Here is a 21,285-nt window from a genome sequence, read left to right as displayed (position 1 = left end):
CCTTTCTCAGGCGCTGAGCACGATGTTTGCGGCGCTTTCCTTCAGCTCGACGCCGAAGGCACGCTGGTAGTGTTCCGCCACCAGGGTGCGCTCCAGCTCGTCGCACTTGTTGAGGAAGGTCACGCGGAATGCAAAGGCCAGGTCACCGAAGATTTCGGCATTCTCGGCCCAGGTGATGACCGTACGCGGGCTCATGACGGTCGACAGGTCGCCGTTCATGAAGGACGCACGGGTGAGATCGGCGACGCGCACCATCTTCGAAACCGTTTCGCGGCCGCTGCCGGTCGCCAGGCTCTTGACCTTGGCGCAGACGATGTCGACTTCGTTGTCATGCGGCAGATAGTTCAGCGTGGTCACAATCGACCAGCGGTCCATCTGTGCCTGGTTGATCTGCTGCGTGCCGTGATAGAGGCCGGTCGTGTCACCAAGGCCGACCGTGTTGGCGGTGGCGAACAGGCGGAACGACGGGTGCGGGCGAATGACGCGGCTCTGGTCGAGCAGCGTCAGGCGACCGGATGATTCCAGCACGCGCTGGATGACGAACATCACGTCCGGGCGGCCGGCGTCGTATTCGTCAAAGACGAGCGCGACATTGTGCTGGTAGGCCCAGGGCAGGATGCCGTCGACGAATTCGGTGATCTGCATCCCGTCGCGAACGACGATCGCGTCCTTGCCGACGAGATCGATACGGCTGACATGGCTGTCGAGGTTGACGCGCACGCACGGCCAGTTGAGGCGGGCGGCGACCTGCTCGATGTGGGTCGATTTACCGGTTCCGTGGAAACCGGACACCATCACGCGGCGGTTGTGGGCAAAGCCGGCGAGAATGGCAAGCGTCGTCTCGCGGTCGAAGAGGTAATCCGGATCGAGGTCCGGGACATAGGCGTCACCCTTCGTGTAGGCCGGAACGCGCAGGTTGGTGTCAATGCCGAAAACCTCCCTGACCGAAACGGTTGTATCGGGCAGGTTTGCATAATCATATTCAGTCTTGCTCATCGTAACTCCATGCCGGGCGGGAGACACTCGGCTTCGACATCTCAAACTTCATGGTGCCAAGTTTTTTTTCGTATCGTGTTCGCTTAGCAGAAGCCAGCCTGTTTTAACAATTGGTATGCTTGCACAACGGCACGAAATCTTTCCTCCGAGCCACGGTCGCCACCATTCGCATCGGGATGGTGTTTCTTCACCAGCGCCTTGTAAGCCCGCTTGATGTCGGGCGCCTGCGCATTGGCCGACAGTTCGAGCGTATCGAACGCCTTGGCCTCGAGCGTTTTCAACTTACGCTGGCGCGGCTCGAACCGGGTTTCCTTTCCACTCTGGTGCACGAAGCCGAACGGATCGCGGACCCGCGCGAACGATGCGGCACTGCCCGAGCGGGCAGTGGAATGCAACGGACTGGCGCGCGCGGCGCTGTTGACGCCCACGGTCCAGGTGGGACGATGGCCGGTGATCGCTTCCTTCTGGTATCGCGCAATCTCCCCGTCCGATAGGCCGGAGAAGTAATTATAGCCCTTGTTGTATTCCTTCACGTGTTCGAAACAGAACAGGAAGAACTTGCCTTCGGCGTTACGTCCGACCGGCGCCCGGTGGGTACCTTTCTGCTCACAGCCGTCCCACTGGCAGGTCGGCGCCGATTGGTCCGGTTCCGGCGTTCGCTTGCGTCGCGTGCGGACCTTGTCGAAATATTTTGAATCGAGCCTCATGACATCCATTATGGTGCGCCGCAGGGACCGCGGCAAGAATTGACAAAACGCTTTGTTGCTGGCTTTGTGCCTGCCCTTTTTCCACCGGCCGCCGGCCGGAGCTCAAACACCGGACACATTACCGATGACGACCAGAAAAGACCGTATCGAGAAAACCCTGACCCAAACCTTCGCGCCTGAGCGGCTGGTCGTGATCGACGAAAGTCACCAGCATGCCGGCCATCACGGCATGGACGGCGCCGAGGGAACACATATCCGCGTGAGGATCGTTGCGGAAACCTTCAATGGCATGACGCGTATTTTGCGCCACCGTGCCGTGACCGATGCGCTGCGCGGCGAGATCGAAGACGGACTGCATGCGCTGGCGATCGAGCCGGCGGCACCGGGCGAACCGACCCGCTGGTGACTGCCAGGCCCCTTACTTAACCACCACCTCATCGACCGGACGGATGCGAAGCTGCACGATCCGGTTCTTCTCCCGCTTCATGACGGTAAAGCGCTTGCCGTAGAAGGTGAAGGCCTGCCGTTCTTCCGGAATGGTCTTCGATTCGTGAATGACGAGGCCGGCGATCGTCGTCGCCTCTTCGTCCGGAAGATCCCAGTCGAGCGCGCGATTGAGGTCGCGGATCGGAACCCAGCCGTCGACGACGATGGAGCCGTCCGCCTCCTGACGCACACCGGAGATTTCGAGATCGTGCTCGTCGGCGATGTCGCCGACAATTTCCTCGAGAATGTCCTCCAGCGTGACGATGCCCTGCACCTCGCCATACTCGTCGACGACGACGGCGAAATGCACCTTGCGGCGCAGGAAGGCGTTCAGCTGGTCCTTGAGGTTGGTGCTGTCCGGCACGAACCAGGGCTTCTGGGCGATCTTGACGATATCGACCTTGGACGAATCCGCCTCGGCTTCCGCAAGCGCCCTCAAAAGGTCCTTGGCGTGCACGACGCCGATGATGTTTTCCGCCGAGCCACGCCACAGCGGCATGCGGGTATAGGGACTGGTCAGCACGGTCCTGACCGCCACGTCCGGCGGATCGTCGGCATTGACGCCGCGCACCGCGGTGCGGTGGATCATGACGTCGGAAACTTCCAGCTCGCCGAGGTCGAGAACGCCGCCCAGGCGATCGCGGTCAGCCTTGACCACCGAGCCTTCCTTGTGGAGCAGGTCGACGGCGCCGCGCAGCTCCTCATGCGCCGACAACATCGAATGGTCGGCGGAAAGGGTGAGGCCGAACAGCCCGAGGATGAAGCGGACAATCATGTTGACGCCCGCCGACAGCGGGCCGATCACCGCCACCAGGATGCGCACCGGCGTGGAAACCGCGAGCGCGAAGCGGTCCGGGCTGGAGATCGCCCAGCTCTTCGGCAGCACTTCCGAGAAGATGACGAGAAGCGTCGTCATGACGACCGTAGCGATCGCGACGCCCGAGGCCCCGAACAGCGCCAGGAACAGGCTGGTCGTCAGCGACGAGGCGAGAATGTTGACAAGGTTGTTGCCGATCAGAAGCGCACCGATCAGCCGGTCACGGCGCTCGATGAGGGAGTTCACCACGCCCGCCTTCACGTCACCGCTGTTTTCCAGCGAGTGCATGCGGGCGCGCGACACCGCCGTCAGTGCCGTCTCGGAGCCGGAGAAAAAGGCGGATGCGACGATCAGCACCAGGATGGCCGCAATCGTCATCCAGTGTTCCGCAAGTGCCGCGATGATCCCTTCGAATGTCATGCCGGGTGTTTTTCCTTCAGGAAGCTTAAGACCTCTGAGGCGGGAACGTCATCGGCGACAAACGACTGGCCGATGCCGCGCGTCAGGATGAAGGTCAGCTTGCCGGCCTTCACCTTCTTGTCCTGCGCGATCGCATCCATCAGCGTATCGGCCGGCGGCAAAGCGCCGGGAATGTCGCCTATGACGGTCGGAAGTCCCACCTCTTTCAGATGCGCCTTAACTTGGGATGCGGCGTCCGGGCTTGCAAGGTTCATCCGTGCGGAGAATTCATGCGCGAGCACCATACCGATGGCGACGCCTTCGCCATGCACCAGCCGCCGGCTGTCATATTGTGTCGCCGCCTCCAGTGCATGGCCGAAGGTGTGGCCGAGATTGAGGAGCGCGCGCTGGCCGTTCTCGCGCTCGTCGGCGGCCACCACATCCGCCTTCGCCTGGCAGCTGATGGCGATCGCCTCGGCACGCGCAGTACCTCCGGCAAAGACCTCGCGCCAGTTCTTCTCCAGCCAGCCGAAAAACTCCGGCTTGTCGATGAGACCGTATTTCGCGACTTCGGCATAGCCGGCGCGGAATTCGCGTTCGCTCAGCGTGTCGAGCACGCTGGTGTCGGCGAGCACCAGATCCGGCTGGTAGAAGACGCCGACGAGGTTCTTGCCGTGCCGGGTATTGATGCCGGTCTTGCCGCCGACGGAGGAGTCTACCTGCGCCAGCAGCGAGGTTGGGATCTGCGCGAACCGCACGCCGCGCCGGATGATCCCAGCAGCAAAGCCGGTGAGATCGCCGATCACCCCGCCGCCAAGCGCGATGACCACGTCATTGCGCTCGATGCGCGCATCGAGCAGCGCGTCCGTGACCGTCACCAGATGCTCGAAGCTCTTGGTCTTCTCGCCAGCCGGCATGACGATCGGAAAGACCTGGAAGCCCTCGGCCTTCAGGCCGGCGCTCACCATGTCCAGATAGAGCGGAGCGACATGCTCGTCGGAGACGATTGCCGCGCGCCGGCCCTTGATGCGTTCCGCAAGCCGCTTGCCGGCATCGGCCAGCAGACCGCCGCCGATCAGGATGTCGTAGGACCGGTCGTCGAGCGGCACGCGGACGGATTTCAGCTCACTCATCGGCACAGTTTTCCTTGTTCAGGCGGGCGACCGCCTTCAGCACTTCGCGCATCATGACGTCCTTGCGCACGTTTCGGGACACGACGGTGACATCCGCCTGCGCATAGATCGGATAGCGGCTGTCCATCAGCTTCTCGAGCGTCTGCTTCGGGTTCTCGGTTTTCAGAAGCGGCCTGTGGCTGCGCTTGCTGACCCGCTCCCAAAGCGTATCCAGGTCCGCCTTCAGCCAGACCGAGAGGCCGCCATTGCGGATCTCCTGGCGCGTTCTCTCGTTGATGAACGCGCCGCCGCCGGTGGAGACCACCCGGGGGCCGTCCTGCAGGATGCGTCCCATGACCCGCGTTTCCAGCGCGCGGAACTCATCCTCGCCATAGGCGGCGAAGAGCTCCGAAATCGACATGCGCGAAACCGTCTCGATTTCATGGTCCGTGTCGATGAAGGGAATGCCCAGTTCGGCGGCGACCATGCGACCGATCGCGGACTTCCCCGCCCCCATCAGGCCGACCAGAATGAGGTTTCGTCCGTCAATGGCTTTCAGGGCCTTGTCACGCAGGGTCTCGGCGACGGGTGTTTGAAGCTCTGTCATCACGCTTTTCTGGCAAAATTTCATCACGGTATCGACAAATGTAAAGCAAGCGTCAAGCCATTCTGCGTCAAAAGACGGGGACTGGACCACACCTGCCTTGCGATCGGCTGCCGGCTTATCCATAAGGTGATGAACCTAGAGGACGTCTGAATGCCTACCCTCACCCGGCTGATCTTCATCATTGCGGTTATCGTGGGGTCGATCTACGCCGCGATGTTCGCCCTGACCGTCCTGGTCGAGCCGGCCCCGAGGCAGATTTCCGTCGACGTCCCGCCAGACCTCCTGAAGCCGCAAAGCCAGAAGGTCAAGCCATGAGGGATCTCGGCCGCGCCCATATGGAATCCTTCCTGGAAATGATGAGCGCCGAACGCGGCGCGGCGGTCAACACGCTCTCTTCGTATCAACGCGACCTCGACAGCCTGCACGCCTTCCTCACCGGTCACGGCGCACGCATTGTCGAGGCGACGACGGAAGACCTGTCGGCCTATCTGGCATCGCTCTCGGCCGCCGGTTTCCAGCCGAGCACCCAGGCGCGTCACCTGTCCTGCCTGCGCCAGTTCTACAAGTTTCTCTATGCCGAAGGGCTGCGCGACGACGACCCGACCGGCATTCTCGATGCGCCGAAGAAGAACCGCTCCCTGCCGAAGATCCTCAGCGTCGACGAGGTGACCCGCCTGATCGACCAGGCAACGGAAGAGGCTGAAGCCGAGGGACCCGGCCAGTTGCAGCGACTGCGACTGCTCGCCCTCCTGGAACTGCTCTATGCGACCGGCATGCGCGTGACCGAACTCGTCTCGCTGCCAGCCAAGGTGCTGGACCATGAGGGCCGGTTCCTGATGATCCGCGGCAAGGGCAACAAGGAGCGCGTCGTTCCGCTATCGCAGGCAGCGATCAGGACCCTGCGCGCCTACGCTGCCGCCCGCAAGCGGGAAGCCGCCGAGGCCGGCCGCGAGGATGCATCCGAATGGCTGTTTCCGTCATCGGGAAAGGCCGGCTATCTGCCGCGCCAGGTTTTCGCCCGCGACCTGAAGGACCTTGCCATCCGGGCCGGCCTTCCGCCGTCGGCCCTCTCGCCCCACGTCCTTCGCCATGCCTTTGCCAGCCATCTTCTGCAGAACGGCGCGGACTTGCGCGTCGTGCAGGAATTGCTCGGACATTCGGACATTTCCACCACGCAGATATACACTCACGTGCTGGAGGAAAGGCTGCGCGACCTTGTGGAAACACATCACCCCCTTGCCAAACGGGTGAAAAATCTAGATTAGGACCGTCAGAAAGCTCGGCCCATACCGGCCGAACGGCACGGACATTGAGAAACCGGACCCGACTGATGCACAATTATCTCGATTTCGAAAAGCCGATTTCCGATCTGGAAGGCAAGATTTTCGAACTGAAGAAGCTGGCAGAAGAAGACGAAAGCATCGACACGAGCGACGAGATCGGTCGCCTCGAGGTTCGCGTGCAGGAGGCGATGTCCGAGATCTACACCAATCTCACCGCCTGGCAGAAGACGCAGGTCGCGCGCCACCCGCAGCGTCCGCATTTCGTCGACTACGCCGCAGCGCTCTTCGAAGACTTCACGCCGCTCGCCGGTGACCGCAAGTTTGCGGAAGACGCCGCCATCCAGGCCGGCCTTGGACGCTTCCGCGGCCAGCCGGTCGCCATTCTCGGCCAGGAGAAGGGCAGCGATACCAAGTCGCGCTTGAAGCACAATTTCGGAAGCCCCCGTCCGGAAGGCTACCGCAAGGCGATCCGCATCATGGAACTGGCCGACCGCTTCGGCCTGCCGCTGATCACCATGATCGACACGGCCGGCGCCTATCCGGGTGTCGGCGCCGAAGAACGCGGCCAGGCGGAAGCCATCGCCCGTTCGACGGAAATGTGCCTGAACGTCAAGGTTCCGATCGTTTCCGTCGTTCTCGGCGAAGGCGGCTCGGGCGGTGCGATCGCGATCGCCACCGGCAACCGCGTCTACATGCTGCAGCACGCGATCTACTCGGTCATCTCGCCGGAAGGCGCGGCTTCGATCCTGTGGCGCGATTCGACCCGTGCCCGCGAAGCTGCGACCAACATGAAGATCACGGCGGATGACCTGAAGTCGCTCGGCATCATCGACGGCATCATTCCCGAGCCGATCGGTGGCGCCCATCGTCATTCCGAGACGGTCATCAAATCCGCCGGCGATACGATTGCCAACGCGCTGAAGGAGCTTTCGGCCCTTTCGCCCGAGCAGGTGCGCGCCGACCGGCGCCAGAAATACCTGGCCATCGGCCGCAATCTCTAAGCTGTCATGCGTACATGAATTATGGCAATAATAGCCGCCATAATTCATGATATCGACACAATCTTACCGTCAATCGTGCCGTCAGGCAGCGATATTGGTAAGGTTTTGTGAAGCATACCCCGGATAATATCCGGGGGACAAAACCGGCAGCAACAGAGACCTGCCGAAACACATTCTGTGAGCGACCGATTATGGCCAACAGGCAATTCATTGCCGTAATGCTGATGGCAGCCCTTCTTGCCGGCTGCACCAATTCCACGGATGTCCTTGACGTCTCCAACGTCAAGGACAAGGTCGACCATCCCCTGCCGAAGGAAATCCTCAACCGCATGGCGGCGAAGGATATGCCGAAGAATTCGCCGATCATGATCCGCATCTTCAAGGAAGAAGGCGTGCTGGAGATCTGGAAGGCGAAGACCAACAATCGCTTCGACAAGATCGCGGAATATTCCATCTGCGCCTGGTCCGGCCGTCTCGGCCCCAAGGTGAAGGAAGGGGACCGCCAGGCGCCGGAAGGCTTCTATCCGCTGACGCGCGCCAATCTGAACCCCTATTCGAAGTACTTCCTGGCGATCAACACGGGTTTCCCGAACACCTATGACCGCGCGAACGCCCGCACCGGAACCAATTTGATGATTCACGGCGCCTGCTCGTCGTCGGGCTGCTACTCGATGACGGACGCGCAGATCCTCGAAATCTTCGGTTTCGCACGCGACGCCTTTGCCGGCGGACAGACGACGATCCAGCTTCAGGCCTTTCCCTTCCGCATGACGCCGGACAACATGGCGCGTCACCGGATGAGCCCGTATATCGGCTTCTGGAACATGCTGAAGGTCGGCTACGACCAGTTCGAAGTGACCAAGCGCCCGCCGGAGGTCAATGTCTGCGAGAAGAAATACGTCTTCAACCAGCAGCCGGCCGAAGGATCCTCGTTCAGCTCGACGGGCGCCTGCCCGCCGATGAGCACGCCGCCGGCGCTTTCCGCGGCCCTGGCCGACTACAACAAGACCTATGACGTGGCCTACGCCAAGGCCATGCGCAAGTATGACGGCCTCGTCTGGTACGATCCGACCGAAGCCGAGCGCAAGGCTCTGGTGGCGGAACAACGCAAGGGCCGCGATCTCGCCTACGCGCCCACGGGCTCGGCCTTGAAGGCTGGCAAACTGATGAAGGTCGAGGACCTGGAAGCCAAGCAGGAAGCGCAGGAACAGGCCGACGAGGCAACAGCAGCTCTGAAGGCAACGACCTCCGTTCCGGTTCCCCAGCTTCCGCCGCCGCAAGCACAGGCGGCAGCGCCCGAGGCACAGACGCCCGCACCCGCCCCGTCCGACGTCGCGGATGCGGACGGCAAGAAGCCATTGTGGAAACGCTGGTTCACGAAGTGAGCGGCGACACGCCCGAAACCATCTACGATCTCAGGGGGCTGAAATGTCCCCTGCCCGTCTTGAAAACGCGTCGTCGCTTAAGCGAGATGGCGTCCGGCGACGAACTGACGATCGAAACCACCGATCCGCTTGCCGTCATCGACATTCCGCATTTCTGTCACGAGGACGGCCACGAGCTGATCGGCTCGCAAAAGGCGGATGGCGGCCATCGCTTCCGCATCCGCAAGGGCTGATTCCCGTCAGAACTTCATGCCGGGCACCGCCAGCGGATTGTTTTCCAGCCCCTGACGATCGGCCCGGTCAATCTGCGGCCGTCCGGTGAAGGCGTCGAAAAGCTCCCGCACGAAGGCTTCCTCGAGCCCGTCCGTGATCAGCACCATGCGGGTTTTCCGCTCGGCCCCGTCCGGCCATGCCTTCATCCGCACCGGCGTGTGGAAGATCTCCTGCACGCCGTGCAGCACCAGCGGACGGTCCGGATTATCCTTGAGCAGGACGACGGCTTTCATCCGCAGGAGCTTTGGCCCATGAGCCGAACGCAGGAGGTCCACGAACATTTCCAGCGCCATCGGATCGATGGCCTCGTCATGCACGATCGAGAAGGAACGGATCGTGCTGCCATGGCGCGTGATGTCATGATGATGGTGGTGGTGTCCGTGGTGGTCATGATGATGGCCATGGTCATCGTCGTGGTGATGCTCATGATCGTGGTCATGATCCGTCTCCGCCTGCAGCCACTGCACGACGTCCGGAATCTTCGTCTCCGGATCGTAGAGCCCGTTTGCGAGAATGGCCGCTCGGCCCGCATTCTCGCTGTCCCCGTCGATCATGGGCGCCCGCGGATTGATGGAGCGCAGGCGCGCCTTGAGGGCGGAGATCTGCTCAGCGCCCGCCAGCGACATCTTGGAGAGCACCAGCTGGTCGGCCACCGCCGCCTGCCTCAGCGCCTCGGAATGCCGGTCCAGCGTCGCCAGGCCGTTGACCGCATCGACGAGCGTGACCACGCCGTCGAGCACGAAATTCTGGGCGATCACCGGATTGCCGATGACGGCCTGCATCACCGGCGCCGGATCGGCAAGCCCGGTCGTCTCGATCACCACCCGCTTCAATGCCTTGATACGGCCGGTCTGAACCTGCTCGACCAGCATGGCGAGCGTGTCGACCAGCTCGCCGCGGATCGTGCAGCACAGGCAGCCATTGGCAAGCTCGATGACGGAATCGTCCGACACCTCGACGAGCATGTGATCGATGCCGACCTCGCCGAACTCGTTGATGATGACCGCCGTGTCCTTCATCGCCGGATCCTGCAGGATTCGGTTGAGCAGGGTTGATTTGCCGGCACCGAGAAAGCCGGTGACGATGGAGACCGGTATGGTCAGGGGCATGATGCTGTTCCGTCAGTTCTGGAGGGCCGGGCGCGGGATCGGCACCGGGACGTTTGCGATCTTCGGTGCCGGATCCCCGCCGGGCAGCAGCCCGGCAAAGACGTAGGTCGGCTGGTGATCCAGCGGCTTCATATAGGGCGATACCGACTTGCTGTCGCTGTCGCCGTCACTGGTCTCCGATGCATTGCGCCGCGCTTTCGGATCGCACATCTTTTGGGAAATATCGGCAACGGGATTGGTGGCGGCCTGATCCGGCGCCAGCGACATCAGCGGCACCCCGGCGCCAGACGGCGCGCTCAGGCCGGCCGTCAGCATGTCGGCCGAGCGTTCGGCCCGGGCCGCGAGACTGTCGGTGCCGAGGACGACGGAAATCACGGACCGGCCGTCACGGGTCGCCGACGACACCTGATTGTAGCCCGAGGCGCAGATGTAGCCCGTCTTCATGCCGTCGGCGCCCTTGTAGCGACCAATCAGGGCATTGAAATTGCCATAGGTGCGTTTGCCGGTGTTGATGCCCTCGATCTTGAAATAGCCGGCATACTGCGGAAAGTTCCGTTTCAGGGCGAGCGCCAGCAGGGCAAGATCGCGCGCCGTCGTGTACTGGCCGACGCCCGGCAGGCCGTTGGCATTGATGAAATGGGTCGACGTCATGCCAAGCCGAGCCGCTTCGGCATTCATCCGATCGACGAATGCCGGCTCGCTGCCACCGACGGTCTCTGCCACCGCCACGGCAATGTCGTTGGCCGACTTCACCAGCATGATCTTCAGCGCGCTATCGAGCGTCAGCCTCTGGCCGGGCTTGAAATACATCTTGCTCGGCGGCTGCGAGGCCGAATGCTGGCTCATCACCACCTCACTGTTGAGGGTCAACTCGCCGGCCTTCAGCGCGTCGAAGGTGACATAGGCCGTCATCAACTTCGTCAGCGATGCCGGATACCATTTCTGGAACGCGTCCTCATGCTCGATCACGCGACCGGTATAGGCGTCGACGAGGATCGACGGATTGGCCCATGCGGTTCCTGCCGACAGAGCCATGACGGCGGCGAAGACGCTGCCGATGAAATACCGGATTGCCGATTGCATACGATTGTCTGAGGACACGGTTCCTCCCGGAATATTTAGCTTGATAGCGCGATTTTTTCCATTGCGAGGCGGTTCAAACGGCCTGGCACGAGGCCCATATGAATGGCAAAGACGGCCCCAAAGGTCAATTGCCGGGGCGCCCGCCGCCTGATAACAAAAACGTTTACTCATGAATTTGCCGGAGTCCAGACAATGCCGATACTCAACAGGGTTGCCGATCTTCAACGCGACGTCACCGAGTGGCGCCGCCACCTCCACACGCAGCCGGAACTGATGTTTGACGTCGACGATACCGCAGCCTTCGTCGCCGAAAAGCTGACCGCCTTCGGCGTCGACGAAGTGGTTCAGGGCATCGGCAGGACCGGTGTCGTCGGCCTCATCCGCGGCAGGGGCACCTCGGGACGCACGATCGGCCTGCGCGCCGACATGGACGCGCTGCCGCTCGACGAAGTCTCCGGCAAGCCCTGGTCCTCGAAGGTTCAGGGCAAGATGCACGCCTGCGGCCACGACGGACACACGGCCATGCTGCTCGGTGCGGCGAAATACCTCGCCGAGACACGCAACTTCAACGGCAATGTCGCCGTCATCTTCCAGCCGGCGGAAGAAGGCGGCGGCGGCGGCGACCTGATGGTCCGGGACGGCATGATGGAGCGCTTCGGCATCGAGGAAGTCTACGGCATGCACAACATGCCGGGCCTGCCCGTCGGCCAGTTCGCCATCTGCAAGGGGCCGATCATGGCGGCGACCGACCAGTTCACCATCACCGTGAAGGGCCTAGGCGGCCACGCCGCCGAGCCGCACAAGGCGATCGACCCGATCACCATCGGCGCGCAGGTCGTCTCCGGCCTGCAGCAGATCGCATCGCGCAACACCGATCCGCTGAGCTCGATCGTCGTTTCCGTCACCCGCTTCAACGCCGGCTTTGCCTTCAACGTCATTCCGAACGAAGCTATCCTGAACGGAACGGTCCGCACCCTGTCGGAGGAAAACCGGTCACTGGCCGAAGCCAAGATCAAGGCGATCGCCGAAGGCATCGCCGCAGCCCATGGCGGCAGCGCCGAGGTCGACTACCAGCGCAATTACCCGGTGACCGTCAACCACGACGCCGAAACCGACCACGCCGCGAATGTCGCGAGCGAAGTGGCGGGCGAGGCAAACGTCGAGAGAAACTACGCGCCCTCCATGGCCGGCGAGGATTTCTCCTTCATGCTGAACGCCCGCCCCGGCGCCTTCATCATGATCGGCAACGGCCAGACGCCGAACCTGCACAACCCCGCCTACGACTTCAACGACGAGGCGATCCCCTTCGGAATCTCCTACTGGGTTCGCCTGACCGAGCAGCGCCTGACCGACTAAGCACGCACGTCAAAATCATCCTATTGCCAGGTCCGATTAGTCCGTTTTCGGACTTGGCTTGTGGCCTTCGCTTTTGTATGGATGAACGCAAGTGGTCCCGTAGCTCAGCAGGATAGAGCGACAGATTCCTAATCTGTAGGTCACGCGTTCGAATCGCGTCGGGATCACCATTGTCCAGACCATTTATGGCCCTTTCAGCGAGTGCGCCGACGGAATCGACCCACCCTAAACACCATTCCCTACACACATGACTCCGTCCGCCTTTTTGACTTTTTGACAGCACGACGACTTCCGAACGAGAATAATTTGCTGACGCCGGCTCGCTCACGCATTGCCGTCATCCTAAAGGCCGTAGTGCCTTCTTATGGGGCCAGAACGATACGCCGGAGAGTTCCCCCGTGAAACTCCACGCTGGCAAGTGGGCCATATCCGGAGCAGTCTTTCTCATATCCCCGCAGTTGACTGATCGCTTCCTCCTTGCAGCGCTTCCCCGCCAGATCATGCCGTCGCCACATGGCGATCGCCCTCAGCCGCTTTGGAGAGCCGACCTTTTTGGTCCATCATTCGCAGGAACTTGGCCTTCGCTCCGTGATCTTACGGTGGCGGCGTTGCGCAAACCGATGGACACCATTGATCTGCTTCAACACCAGCTACCAATGACCGACGCACATTCACTCGCTATAGCCTTCATCATTCCGGCGTGTTCGAGGGGAGAAGGGGACGTAGCACATGACACGCATGTCTGCCATCACTCCGCAGTCACGCTAGCCTCGATGGGCTGTCGACGGCCTCTCAGACGCCTGCGGACGTCGCGTAATGGCCGCTCGACGTATTGGTATGAGGCAGCGCTCACCGCGATCGAGAGCGCCGACACGATCAGGGCATTGACGACCGGTGGGAAAATGCCGTTAAGGGCCAAAGCAAACGGATAGTGCCACAGATAGATAGAATAGGAGAGAAGCCCCATATAGACGAACGGACGTGACGAAAGGATACGTGTGGTCGCCGTTTCCGCACCCGCGGCGAGCGCAAGGATGAGGAGAGTTGCGCTGACTTCAACAACGGGACCCAGCAGCCCGAGAGCTAAGGCCGATTGAGGAGGAAACAACATGATCGCGACGAGGAGGAAGCTACCAGCACGTCGAACCAGCTTCGCCGCCAATGCCGGTTTGGGCCTCCAATCTAACATCGCAGCGAGAGAACCCATAACAAGACCGCTCATATGTGTGTCGAAGCGATAGTTCGTCCATTCCCAACTGCCCCAGATCGCAGCATCGATCGCGCGCCAGCCGATAGACGCCGCCAGCAAGCCGATCAAGACAGCAAGCGCTTTCTGACGGCTAAGCTTTGCGAGGACAAGGATGACGAATGGCCAGATGAGGTAAAACTGCTCCTCCACGGACAGAGACCAAGTGTGGCCCAATTGCTGGGGAAAATTCCAGATCGCCATCGAGTAATCCGTGACATAGAAGGCGGCCAGAAGCGCCATAATCTCAGGGTGAGATTGCGGAGCAAGGAAACCGACTATCAGAACGAAGGCCGAAAGCATTAGGAACAGAGGTGGAAACAAGCGAATCGCGCGGTTCACATAGAAGCGACGAATGCCGATCGCTCCGGTCTTGTTGAATTCTGTGACGAGCAGGCCAGTAATCAGGTAGCCGCTCAACACGAAGAAAATGTCGACGCCGATCGCGCCGCCGACGGCCAAGGGCACACGGCAATGCAACGCAAGAACCGCCATGGCCGCCATGGCTCTTACGCCGTCGAATGCAGGTATCCGCTCCATATTTCCCCGCTTAGGTCGTTAACCTATGCACAGTTTCACTTAAAGATTGAATTTTCGCAAACCGGGAGATTACGGCACCTCAGACACATAAGTCCGGAAGGCACCAGTAACGGAGATGGCTAACAACCACCTTCCAGTAAAGGCAATTTCGTCAGGGGATGATAGGAGTTAGCCGGGAGCTGGCAGGATATGCCAATACGTCGAATTATGCCGCAACGCCGTCGCGACCTGCACGATATACTTATCGTTGCCGAGGATAGGATTGACATACCAATAGAGTGTGAGCCTTCTCCGCCCATATCCCAGAAGCCCCCCCAATAGGACGGCATCGACCCGCCCTCGGCACCATTCCTTCCACGCATCACCCCATCCGCCTTTTTGGCTTGCGCAGTTTGCGATGGTCGCTCTAGAGTGAGACCGCTCGTACACAAATATCCCGTCCGGCGCCCCGTCGGCCCGGCCTCTCCCGCACCCCTTCCACTGTGAAAGTCATGACATGGAACTGGTATTCGACGGTCACAACGACGTGCTTTTGCGGCTTTGGAAGACGCGAAAGGATGGCGGCGACCCGATAGCGGAGTTCATCGACGGCACGGACAAGGGACACATCGATGCGCCCCGTGCCCGCAAGGGCGGGCTCGCAGGCGGGCTCTGCGCGATCTACATTCCGTCGGAAGGACCGATGCAGTTCGCCCCGGATGCCAACGGCCATTACGCCACGCCGCTTGCCGTGCCTCTGGAGCGCAGCCCGTCGCTGGAAATCGCTTTGGAGTTTGCGGCAATCGCCTTCCAGCTTGACCGCGCCGGCGGCTGGAAGCTCTGCCGTTCCACCGGAGACATCCGCAAAGCGATGGACGCCGGCGTCTTCGCCGCCGTCCTGCACATGGAAGGCTGCGAGGCGATCGGCCCGGATCTCGCCGCCCTTGAGACCTTATATGCGGCGGGCCTTCGCTCGCTCGGTCCGGTATGGAGCCGCAACAACGTCTTCGGCCACGGCGTACCGTTTTCCTATCCCGCCGACCCTGATTGCGGACCGGGCCTGACCGAGGCCGGTTTCGATCTCATCAAGACCTGCAACCGGCTGGGCATTGCCATCGACCTTGCCCACATCACCGAAGCTGGTTTCTGGGACGTGGCGAAAACCACCGACCAGCCGCTGATCGTCAGCCATTCCAACGTGCATGCCATCACGCCGGTCGCCCGAAACCTGACGGACAGGCAGATGGACGCCGTCAAGGAGAGCGGCGGCCTGGTCGGGCTCAATTACGCCGTCGCCATGCTTCGCCCCGATGCCGCCGCCGATGGCGACACGCCGATCTCGGACATGACGCGCCATATCGAGCACATGCTGGAGCGCATGGGCATCGATTGCGTGGCGCTCGGATCGGACTTCGACGGTGCGCTGGTGCCCGATGCCATTCACGACGCGGCGGGAAACCAGGTTCTGATTTTGGCTCTTGAAAAGTTGGGCCTTAACGGGGAAGAATTGGCAAAAATCGGCAGGGACAACTGGTTGAGGGTGCTGAAATCCGCATGGAAGGAAGCCTGAAAACCGACACACGGCAAGAATTCAAAAATCAAAAAAGGGGAAATCGCAATGACGATCATGTCCACGTTCAACAAGCACTTCCGCATGCTTTCCGCCGGCGCGGCCTTAGGCCTTCTCGTCGCCGCCACGCCGCAGGCCTTCGCCGAGACACCGAAAGACACGCTCGTGATCGGCTGGGCGATCGACGACGTCATCACGCTCGACCCCGCCGAAGCCTTTGAAATCACCATGGGCGAAATCAACGGCAACGCCTACAACACGCTGATCAGCCTCAACACGGAAAATACCTCGGAAGTCAAACCCTCGATCGCCGAGAGCTGGACCGTCTCCGACGACGGCAAGACCTTCACCTTCAAGCTGAAGCCCGGCCTGAAATTCGCCTCCGGCAACCCGATCACCGCCGAAGACGTCGCCTGGTCCTTCGAACGCGCCGTCAAGCTCAACAAGAACCCCGCCTTCATTCTGCAGCAGTTCGGTCTGACCGGCGATAACGTGACGGAGATGGCCAAGGCTGTCGACGAAACGACCTTCACCTTCACCACCGACAAGGCCTATGCGCCGAGCTTCGTGCTGAACTGCCTGACCGCGACTGTCGCTTCCGTCGTCGACAAGAAGGTCGTGATGGAGCATGTCGCCAGCGTCACGCCGTCGGACGAATACAAGTTCGACAATGATTACGGCAATGAATGGATGAAGACCCATTATGCCGGCTCCGGCCCCTTCACCATCCGCGACTGGCGCGCCAACGAAGTGATCGTGCTCGACCGCAACGAAAACTACTTCGGCGACAAGCCGGCGATGGCGCACGTGATCTACCGTCACATGCCGGAAAGCGCCGGCGAGCGACTGGCGCTGGAAAACGGCGACATCGATGTCGCCCGCAAGCTGCAGCCGCAGGACCTCGACGCGATCGCCTCGAACCCGGACATCAAGACGGTCTCGGCGCCGAAGGGCACGGTCTACTACTTCAGCCTCAACCAGAAGAACGAGATCCTCGCGAAGCCCGAAGTGCGCGAGGCGATGAAGTACCTCGTCGACTATGAAGCGCTGGAATCGACGCTGATCAAGTATATCGGCACCACGCACCAGACCTTCCTGCCGAGCGGCATGTTCGGTGCGCTGGACGAAAACCCCTACAAGTTCGACCCAGCAAAGGCCAAGGAACTGATCGCCAAGGCCGGCTATCCGGACGGCTTCTCCGTGACGATGGACGTGCGCAACAACCCGCCGGTCAGCTCTGTTGGCGAAGCGCTGCAGCAGACCTTTGCCGAAGGCGGCGTCAAGCTGGAGATCATCCCCGGCGACGGCAAGCAGACGCTGACCAAATACCGCGCCCGCAACCACGACATCTATATCGGCCAGTGGGGCACCGACTATTGGGACCCGAATTCGAACGCCGACACCTTCACCTCGAACCTCGACAACTCCGACGAGTCCAAGACCAAGACACTGTCCTGGCGCAACGCCTGGGACCGCCCTGACCTGACGAAGGAAGCCCAGGAAGCGCTTGTGGAGAAGGACACCGCGAAGCGTGCGGACATGTACAAGGACCTGCAGAAGAAGGTGCTTGAGGAAGGTCCGTTCGTGATCATGTGGCAGGAAACGGAAGTCGCGGCTTACCGGTCGAACCTCGGCGGCTACAAGCTCGGCCCGACCTTCGACACCAACTATCTCGACACGGTCACCAAGCAGTAATCCCTGCGAAAGGGACAATGCCATTGACCTCCATCGATCAAACCAGTGAAGCGCGGCGGGCGACCGCCCGCGCTTCCAGCTACATCATGCCCGTCATCCGCTTTCTGGTGACCCTCGTCACCACCTATCTCGGCCTGCTGGCGGTCACCTTCTTCATCGGTCGCGTCATACCGGTGGATCCGGTTCTGGCGATCCTCGGCGACCGCGCACCGGCCTCTGCAATCGCCCGCGTGCGCGCCGAGCTCGGCCTCGACCTGCCGCTTTACCAGCAGTTCATGATCTACGTGCAGAAGGCCCTGACAGGCGATTTCGGCACATCCGTGCTCACCACCCATCCGGTGATGGAAGACATCAAGCGCGTTTTCCCGGCGACAATAGAACTCGCCACGCTCGGCACCCTGATCGGGACCATTACCGGCATTCCGCTCGGCGTGCTGGCCGCCGTCAAGCGCGGCAGCCTTGCCGACCAGATCGTCCGCGTCGTCGGCCTGATCGGCTATTCCGTGCCGGTCTTCTGGCTGGGCCTGATTGCGCTGGTGCTGTTCTACGCCAAGCTTCGCTGGGTCTCCTATCCCGGCCGCATCGACATCGTCTATGAATATACCTTCACGCCGCAGACCGGTTTCTACATCATCGACGCCATCCTTCAGCGAAACTGGGAGGTTCTCGCCGACGTGATGCGTCACATCATCCTGCCGGCGGGCCTGCTCGGCTATTTCTCGCTCGCCTATATCAGCCGCATGACGCGTTCCTTCATGCTCAATGAACTGAGCCAGGAATATATCGTCGCCGCTCGCGCCAAGGGCATCTCGGAAAGCCGCATCATCTGGTTCCACGCGTTGCGCAACGCCGCCGTGCCGCTCGTCACCGTGATCGCGCTCTCCTATGCCGGCCTGCTGGAAGGCTCCGTGCTGACGGAAACGATCTTCTCCTGGCCGGGCCTCGGGCAATACATCACCAGTTCGCTGCAGAACGCCGACATGAACGCCGTGCTCGGCGGCACCATCGTCGTCGGCTCGGTGTTCATCGCCATCAATCTCTTCACCGACATTCTCTACCGCACGCTTGATCCGAGGACGAGAAGCCGATGACCGTCACCGCCTCGACACCAAAACTCAGCCGACGGGATTGGCTGCTCTCCGACAGGCCGCAGACGCGCCTGCAGGCAAGGCTCGGCCGCGCCTATGTCATCTGGCGGCAGTTCTCCGCCAACAGGCTCGCCGTCGTCGGCATGTGGATCCTGATCGGCCTCCTGTTCGTCGCCGCCTTCGCCGATCTTCTAGCGCCCTATTCGCCTGTGGTCGGCGACCTGAAGAACGCCCGGCTGCTGGCGCCGAACGCAGACCACTGGCTCGGCACCGACGGCCAGGGCCGGGATATTCTCTCGCGCCTCATCTACGGCTCGCGACTGACGCTGCTCGTCGTGTCGCTTGCAGCCATCATTGCCGCCCCCATCGGCCTCATCATCGGCACCATGGCGGGCTATGCCGGCGGCTGGATCGATGCCGTCCTGATGCGGATCACCGACATCTTCCTCGCCTTTCCGAAACTCGTCCTTGCTCTGGCGCTGGTCGCGGCACTCGGCCCCGGCATCGAGAACGCCATCCTCGCGATCGCGGTCACCTCATGGCCGCCCTATGCCCGAATCGCCCGCGCCGAAACGCTGACCTTCCGCAACTCGGACTTCATCTCGGCGGTCAAGCTGATGGGTGCGTCGCCCACCCGCATCGTCATCCGCCATGTCATGCCGCTCTGCATGTCCTCGCTGATCGTGCGTGTCACGCTTGATATGGCCGGCATCATCCTGACGGCCGCCGGCCTTGGCTTTCTCGGCCTCGGCGCGCAACCGCCGCTGCCGGAATGGGGCGCGATGATTGCCGACGGTCGCCGCTTCATTCTCGACCAGTGGTGGGTCGCCGCCGCCCCAGGCGTGGCCATCCTCATCGTCAGCCTCGGCTTCAACCTTCTCGGCGACGGCCTGCGCGATGCGCTCGATCCGAAGGAGGCCGGCCAGTGAGCAACCTCCTCGAAGTCGACGATCTGCGCGTCACCTTCCCCACCCGCACCGGCGAAGTGAATGCCGTGCGGGGCGTATCCTTCACGCTCGGGCGGGAACGGCTCGGCATCGTCGGCGAATCGGGTTCCGGCAAGTCGCAGACCGGCCGCGCCATCATGGGCCTGACGCCGCCGCATGCGAAGATCACCGCCAACCGGCTGAATTTCGACGGTATCGACCTTCTCGAAGCGCCGCCCGCCTTGCGCCGGAGCCTCCGGGGAAAGCGGATTTCGATGATTCTGCAGGATCCGAAATACTCGCTGAACCCGGTCATGCCGATCGGCAAGCAGATCATCGAGACCCTGCTGGCGCACGAGAAAATCAGCAAGGCCGAGGCCCGCCGACGCTCTCTCGACATGCTGGAAGCGGTGCAGATCCGCGATCCCGAGCGCGTCTTCAAGCTGCATCCGCACGAGGTCTCCGGCGGCATGGGCCAGCGCATCATGATCGCCATGATGCTGGTCACCGGCCCGGAACTGCTGATTGCCGACGAACCCACCTCGGCGCTCGACGTCACCGTCCAGCTCGACGTGCTCGCCATCCTGGACAAGCTGGTCGCCGAACGCGGCATGGGGCTGATCTTCATCTCCCACGACCTGCGGCTCGTCACCACTTTCTGCGACCGCGTCCTCGTCATGTATGCCGGCAAGGTGGTCGAGGAGCTGTCGTCCTCCGCGCTCGGAGAGGCAAAGCACCCCTACACGCAGGGTCTCCTGAACTGCCTCCCGCAGATCGGCAACGACCGCCATCCCCTGCCCGTCCTCCAGCGCCAGGTGGAGTGGAGCCAATGACCGACGCCATCACCATCAGCGACATGACCGTCAGTTTCTCCGGCCATCGCGCCCTCGATAAGGTCAGCCTGTCGGTCCGCGAGGGCGAATCCTTCGGCATTGTCGGCGAATCCGGCTCCGGGAAATCGACGCTGCTTCGCGCCGTCTCCGGGCTCAGCCATTTCGACCGCGGCGGCCTCACCGTCAACGGACGTCGATACGGCCCGAAGCGCCGCGACAAGGAATTCTACCGCACGGTTCAAATGGTGTTTCAGGACCCTTATGGCTCCCTGCATCCGCGCCAGACGGTCGACCGGTTGCTGCTTGAACCGCTCGTCGTCCACGGCTTTGGCGACGCCGAAACGCGCATCCGCCGCGCGCTCGACGAAGTCGGGCTCGGCTCCGGCTTCCGCTTCCGCTATTCGCACCAGCTCTCCGGCGGCCAGCGCCAGCGCATCGCCATTGCCCGCGCGCTGATTGTCGAACCGAAGATCCTGCTGCTCGACGAGCCGACGTCCGCGCTGGATGCCTCCATCCAGGCGGAAATCCTCAACCTGCTCGAACAGGCGCGCGCCGACCGTAACCTCACCTTCGTCATGGTCAGCCACGACCTCGCCGTCATCAATCACATGTGCGGACGACTGGCCGTCATGCGCGGCGGCGAAGTTGTCGAGATGCTGGATGCCTCAGCTCTTGAAAGCCGTAAGTTTCAGGCCGACTATACAAGGCAGTTGATGATCGCCAGCGAGGGCTTCAAGCGCGATCCCGTATCACCCGCCTCCGCGTAAACAACCAGCGCATAAGCCAGGACATTT

General features: G+C 61.8%; 21 protein-coding genes and 1 tRNA gene. 14 read left to right on the top strand and 8 right to left on the bottom strand.

The features are described 5' to 3' along the window. Window positions 1-6 precede the first annotated feature (6 nt). Both cobS and ACU5AY_RS01460 read right to left on the bottom strand, forming a co-directional pair. Window positions 7-996 (bottom strand): cobaltochelatase subunit CobS, encoded by a 990-nt coding sequence (gene cobS / locus ACU5AY_RS01465; RefSeq protein ID WP_446823062.1) that lies wholly within the window; start codon window positions 994-996, stop codon window positions 7-9. A gap of 83 nt (window positions 997-1,079) precedes the next feature. Beyond that, a complete protein-coding gene (locus tag ACU5AY_RS01460; RefSeq protein ID WP_446828922.1) occupies window positions 1,080-1,703 on the bottom strand; it encodes a J domain-containing protein in 624 nt (207 codons plus the stop codon). A 124-nt stretch (window positions 1,704-1,827) separates the two neighbouring features. Between ACU5AY_RS01460 and ACU5AY_RS01455 the strand changes: the two genes are divergently transcribed. Further along, complete coding sequence (locus ACU5AY_RS01455) at window positions 1,828-2,109, top strand: BolA family protein (RefSeq protein ID WP_446827707.1); 282 nt, start codon at window positions 1,828-1,830, stop codon at window positions 2,107-2,109. A 12-nt stretch (window positions 2,110-2,121) separates the two neighbouring features. On the opposite strand, the gene ACU5AY_RS01450 is transcribed toward ACU5AY_RS01455, so the two are convergent. From ACU5AY_RS01450 to ACU5AY_RS01440, 3 genes are read right to left on the bottom strand one after another with little or no spacing between them, the layout of a single operon-like run. Then, window positions 2,122-3,426 (bottom strand): HlyC/CorC family transporter, encoded by a 1,305-nt coding sequence (locus ACU5AY_RS01450; protein WP_446827706.1) that lies wholly within the window; start codon window positions 3,424-3,426, stop codon window positions 2,122-2,124. Beyond that, window positions 3,423-4,538, bottom strand: coding sequence for a 3-dehydroquinate synthase (gene aroB, locus ACU5AY_RS01445; RefSeq protein ID WP_446827705.1), 1,116 nt, complete (start codon window positions 4,536-4,538; stop codon window positions 3,423-3,425). Before aroB ends, ACU5AY_RS01450 begins: the two co-directional genes overlap by 4 nt. Further along, the gene (locus ACU5AY_RS01440) at window positions 4,531-5,124 is read right to left on the bottom strand and encodes a shikimate kinase (RefSeq protein WP_446823058.1); all 594 of its coding nucleotides are present in this window, start codon (window positions 5,122-5,124) and stop codon (window positions 4,531-4,533) included. Before ACU5AY_RS01440 ends, aroB begins: the two co-directional genes overlap by 8 nt. Before the next feature lie 150 nt (window positions 5,125-5,274). Between ACU5AY_RS01440 and ACU5AY_RS01435 the strand changes: the two genes are divergently transcribed. The 5 genes from ACU5AY_RS01435 to ACU5AY_RS01415 all read left to right on the top strand — a co-directional run bounded on the left by ACU5AY_RS01435 (window position 5,275) and on the right by ACU5AY_RS01415 (window position 9,026). Further along, window positions 5,275-5,439 carry a histidine kinase gene (locus ACU5AY_RS01435; RefSeq protein WP_446823057.1) on the top strand — a complete coding sequence of 55 codons (165 nt, stop codon included), beginning with the start codon at window positions 5,275-5,277 and terminating at the stop codon, window positions 5,437-5,439. Further along, window positions 5,436-6,389, top strand: coding sequence for a site-specific tyrosine recombinase XerD (gene xerD, locus ACU5AY_RS01430; RefSeq protein ID WP_446827704.1), 954 nt, complete (start codon window positions 5,436-5,438; stop codon window positions 6,387-6,389). Before ACU5AY_RS01435 ends, xerD begins: the two co-directional genes overlap by 4 nt. A 65-nt stretch (window positions 6,390-6,454) precedes the next feature. After that, complete coding sequence (locus ACU5AY_RS01425) at window positions 6,455-7,408, top strand: acetyl-CoA carboxylase carboxyltransferase subunit alpha (RefSeq protein WP_446823055.1); 954 nt, start codon at window positions 6,455-6,457, stop codon at window positions 7,406-7,408. Window positions 7,409-7,599: 191 nt separating this feature from the next. After that, window positions 7,600-8,793, top strand: coding sequence for a L,D-transpeptidase family protein (locus ACU5AY_RS01420; protein WP_446827703.1), 1,194 nt, complete (start codon window positions 7,600-7,602; stop codon window positions 8,791-8,793). Further along, the gene (locus ACU5AY_RS01415; protein ID WP_446827702.1) at window positions 8,769-9,026 is read left to right on the top strand and encodes a sulfurtransferase TusA family protein; all 258 of its coding nucleotides are present in this window, start codon (window positions 8,769-8,771) and stop codon (window positions 9,024-9,026) included. The genes ACU5AY_RS01420 and ACU5AY_RS01415 overlap by 25 nt, the downstream gene beginning before the upstream one ends. A 6-nt stretch (window positions 9,027-9,032) precedes the next feature. Here the strand turns inward: ACU5AY_RS01415 and ACU5AY_RS01410 are convergent, their stop codons facing one another. Both ACU5AY_RS01410 and ACU5AY_RS01405 read right to left on the bottom strand, forming a co-directional pair. Then, a complete protein-coding gene (locus ACU5AY_RS01410) occupies window positions 9,033-10,175 on the bottom strand; it encodes a CobW family GTP-binding protein (RefSeq protein ID WP_446827701.1) in 1,143 nt (380 codons plus the stop codon). 12 nt (window positions 10,176-10,187) lie between these two features. Next, entirely contained in the window at window positions 10,188-11,258 is a 1,071-nt protein-coding gene (locus ACU5AY_RS01405) for a D-alanyl-D-alanine carboxypeptidase family protein (protein ID WP_446827700.1), read from the bottom strand. Between the two features lie 192 nt (window positions 11,259-11,450). Here ACU5AY_RS01405 and ACU5AY_RS01400 point away from each other — a divergent pair, with 192 nt between their 5' ends. Then, a complete protein-coding gene (locus ACU5AY_RS01400) occupies window positions 11,451-12,614 on the top strand; it encodes a M20 aminoacylase family protein (protein WP_446823051.1) in 1,164 nt (387 codons plus the stop codon). Window positions 12,615-12,707: 93 nt separating this feature from the next. Then, a tRNA-Arg gene (locus ACU5AY_RS01395) sits at window positions 12,708-12,784 on the top strand. Window positions 12,785-13,362: 578 nt separating this feature from the next. Here the strand turns inward: ACU5AY_RS01395 and ACU5AY_RS01390 are convergent. Further along, window positions 13,363-14,364 carry an acyltransferase family protein gene (locus tag ACU5AY_RS01390; protein WP_446827699.1) on the bottom strand — a complete coding sequence of 334 codons (1,002 nt, stop codon included), beginning with the start codon at window positions 14,362-14,364 and terminating at the stop codon, window positions 13,363-13,365. Between the two features lie 532 nt (window positions 14,365-14,896). Here ACU5AY_RS01390 and ACU5AY_RS01385 point away from each other — a divergent pair. The 6 genes from ACU5AY_RS01385 (at window position 14,897) to ACU5AY_RS01360 (ending at window position 21,258) form a co-directional block, all read left to right on the top strand. Further along, on the top strand, window positions 14,897-15,949 hold the full coding sequence (locus ACU5AY_RS01385) for a dipeptidase (protein WP_446827698.1): 1,053 nt from the start codon (window positions 14,897-14,899) through the stop codon (window positions 15,947-15,949). Window positions 15,950-15,997: 48 nt separating this feature from the next. Beyond that, window positions 15,998-17,644, top strand: coding sequence for an ABC transporter substrate-binding protein (locus tag ACU5AY_RS01380; protein WP_446827697.1), 1,647 nt, complete (start codon window positions 15,998-16,000; stop codon window positions 17,642-17,644). A gap of 86 nt (window positions 17,645-17,730) precedes the next feature. Continuing rightward, window positions 17,731-18,735, top strand: coding sequence for an ABC transporter permease (locus ACU5AY_RS01375; protein WP_446828921.1), 1,005 nt, complete (start codon window positions 17,731-17,733; stop codon window positions 18,733-18,735). Beyond that, a complete protein-coding gene (nikC, locus tag ACU5AY_RS01370) occupies window positions 18,732-19,661 on the top strand; it encodes a nickel transporter permease (RefSeq protein WP_446827696.1) in 930 nt (309 codons plus the stop codon). The genes ACU5AY_RS01375 and nikC overlap by 4 nt, the downstream gene beginning before the upstream one ends. Continuing rightward, window positions 19,658-20,491, top strand: coding sequence for an ABC transporter ATP-binding protein (locus ACU5AY_RS01365; protein ID WP_446823047.1), 834 nt, complete (start codon window positions 19,658-19,660; stop codon window positions 20,489-20,491). The genes nikC and ACU5AY_RS01365 overlap by 4 nt, the downstream gene beginning before the upstream one ends. Further along, complete coding sequence (locus ACU5AY_RS01360) at window positions 20,488-21,258, top strand: ABC transporter ATP-binding protein (protein WP_446827695.1); 771 nt, start codon at window positions 20,488-20,490, stop codon at window positions 21,256-21,258. The genes ACU5AY_RS01365 and ACU5AY_RS01360 overlap by 4 nt, the downstream gene beginning before the upstream one ends. Window positions 21,259-21,285: the final 27 nt, after the last annotated feature.

This window comes from Rhizobium sp. PAMB 3174 (assembly GCF_052908375.1).
The sequence above is the reverse complement of the archived record's forward strand: the minus strand, read 5'-3'. Positions and strand labels throughout refer to the sequence as shown.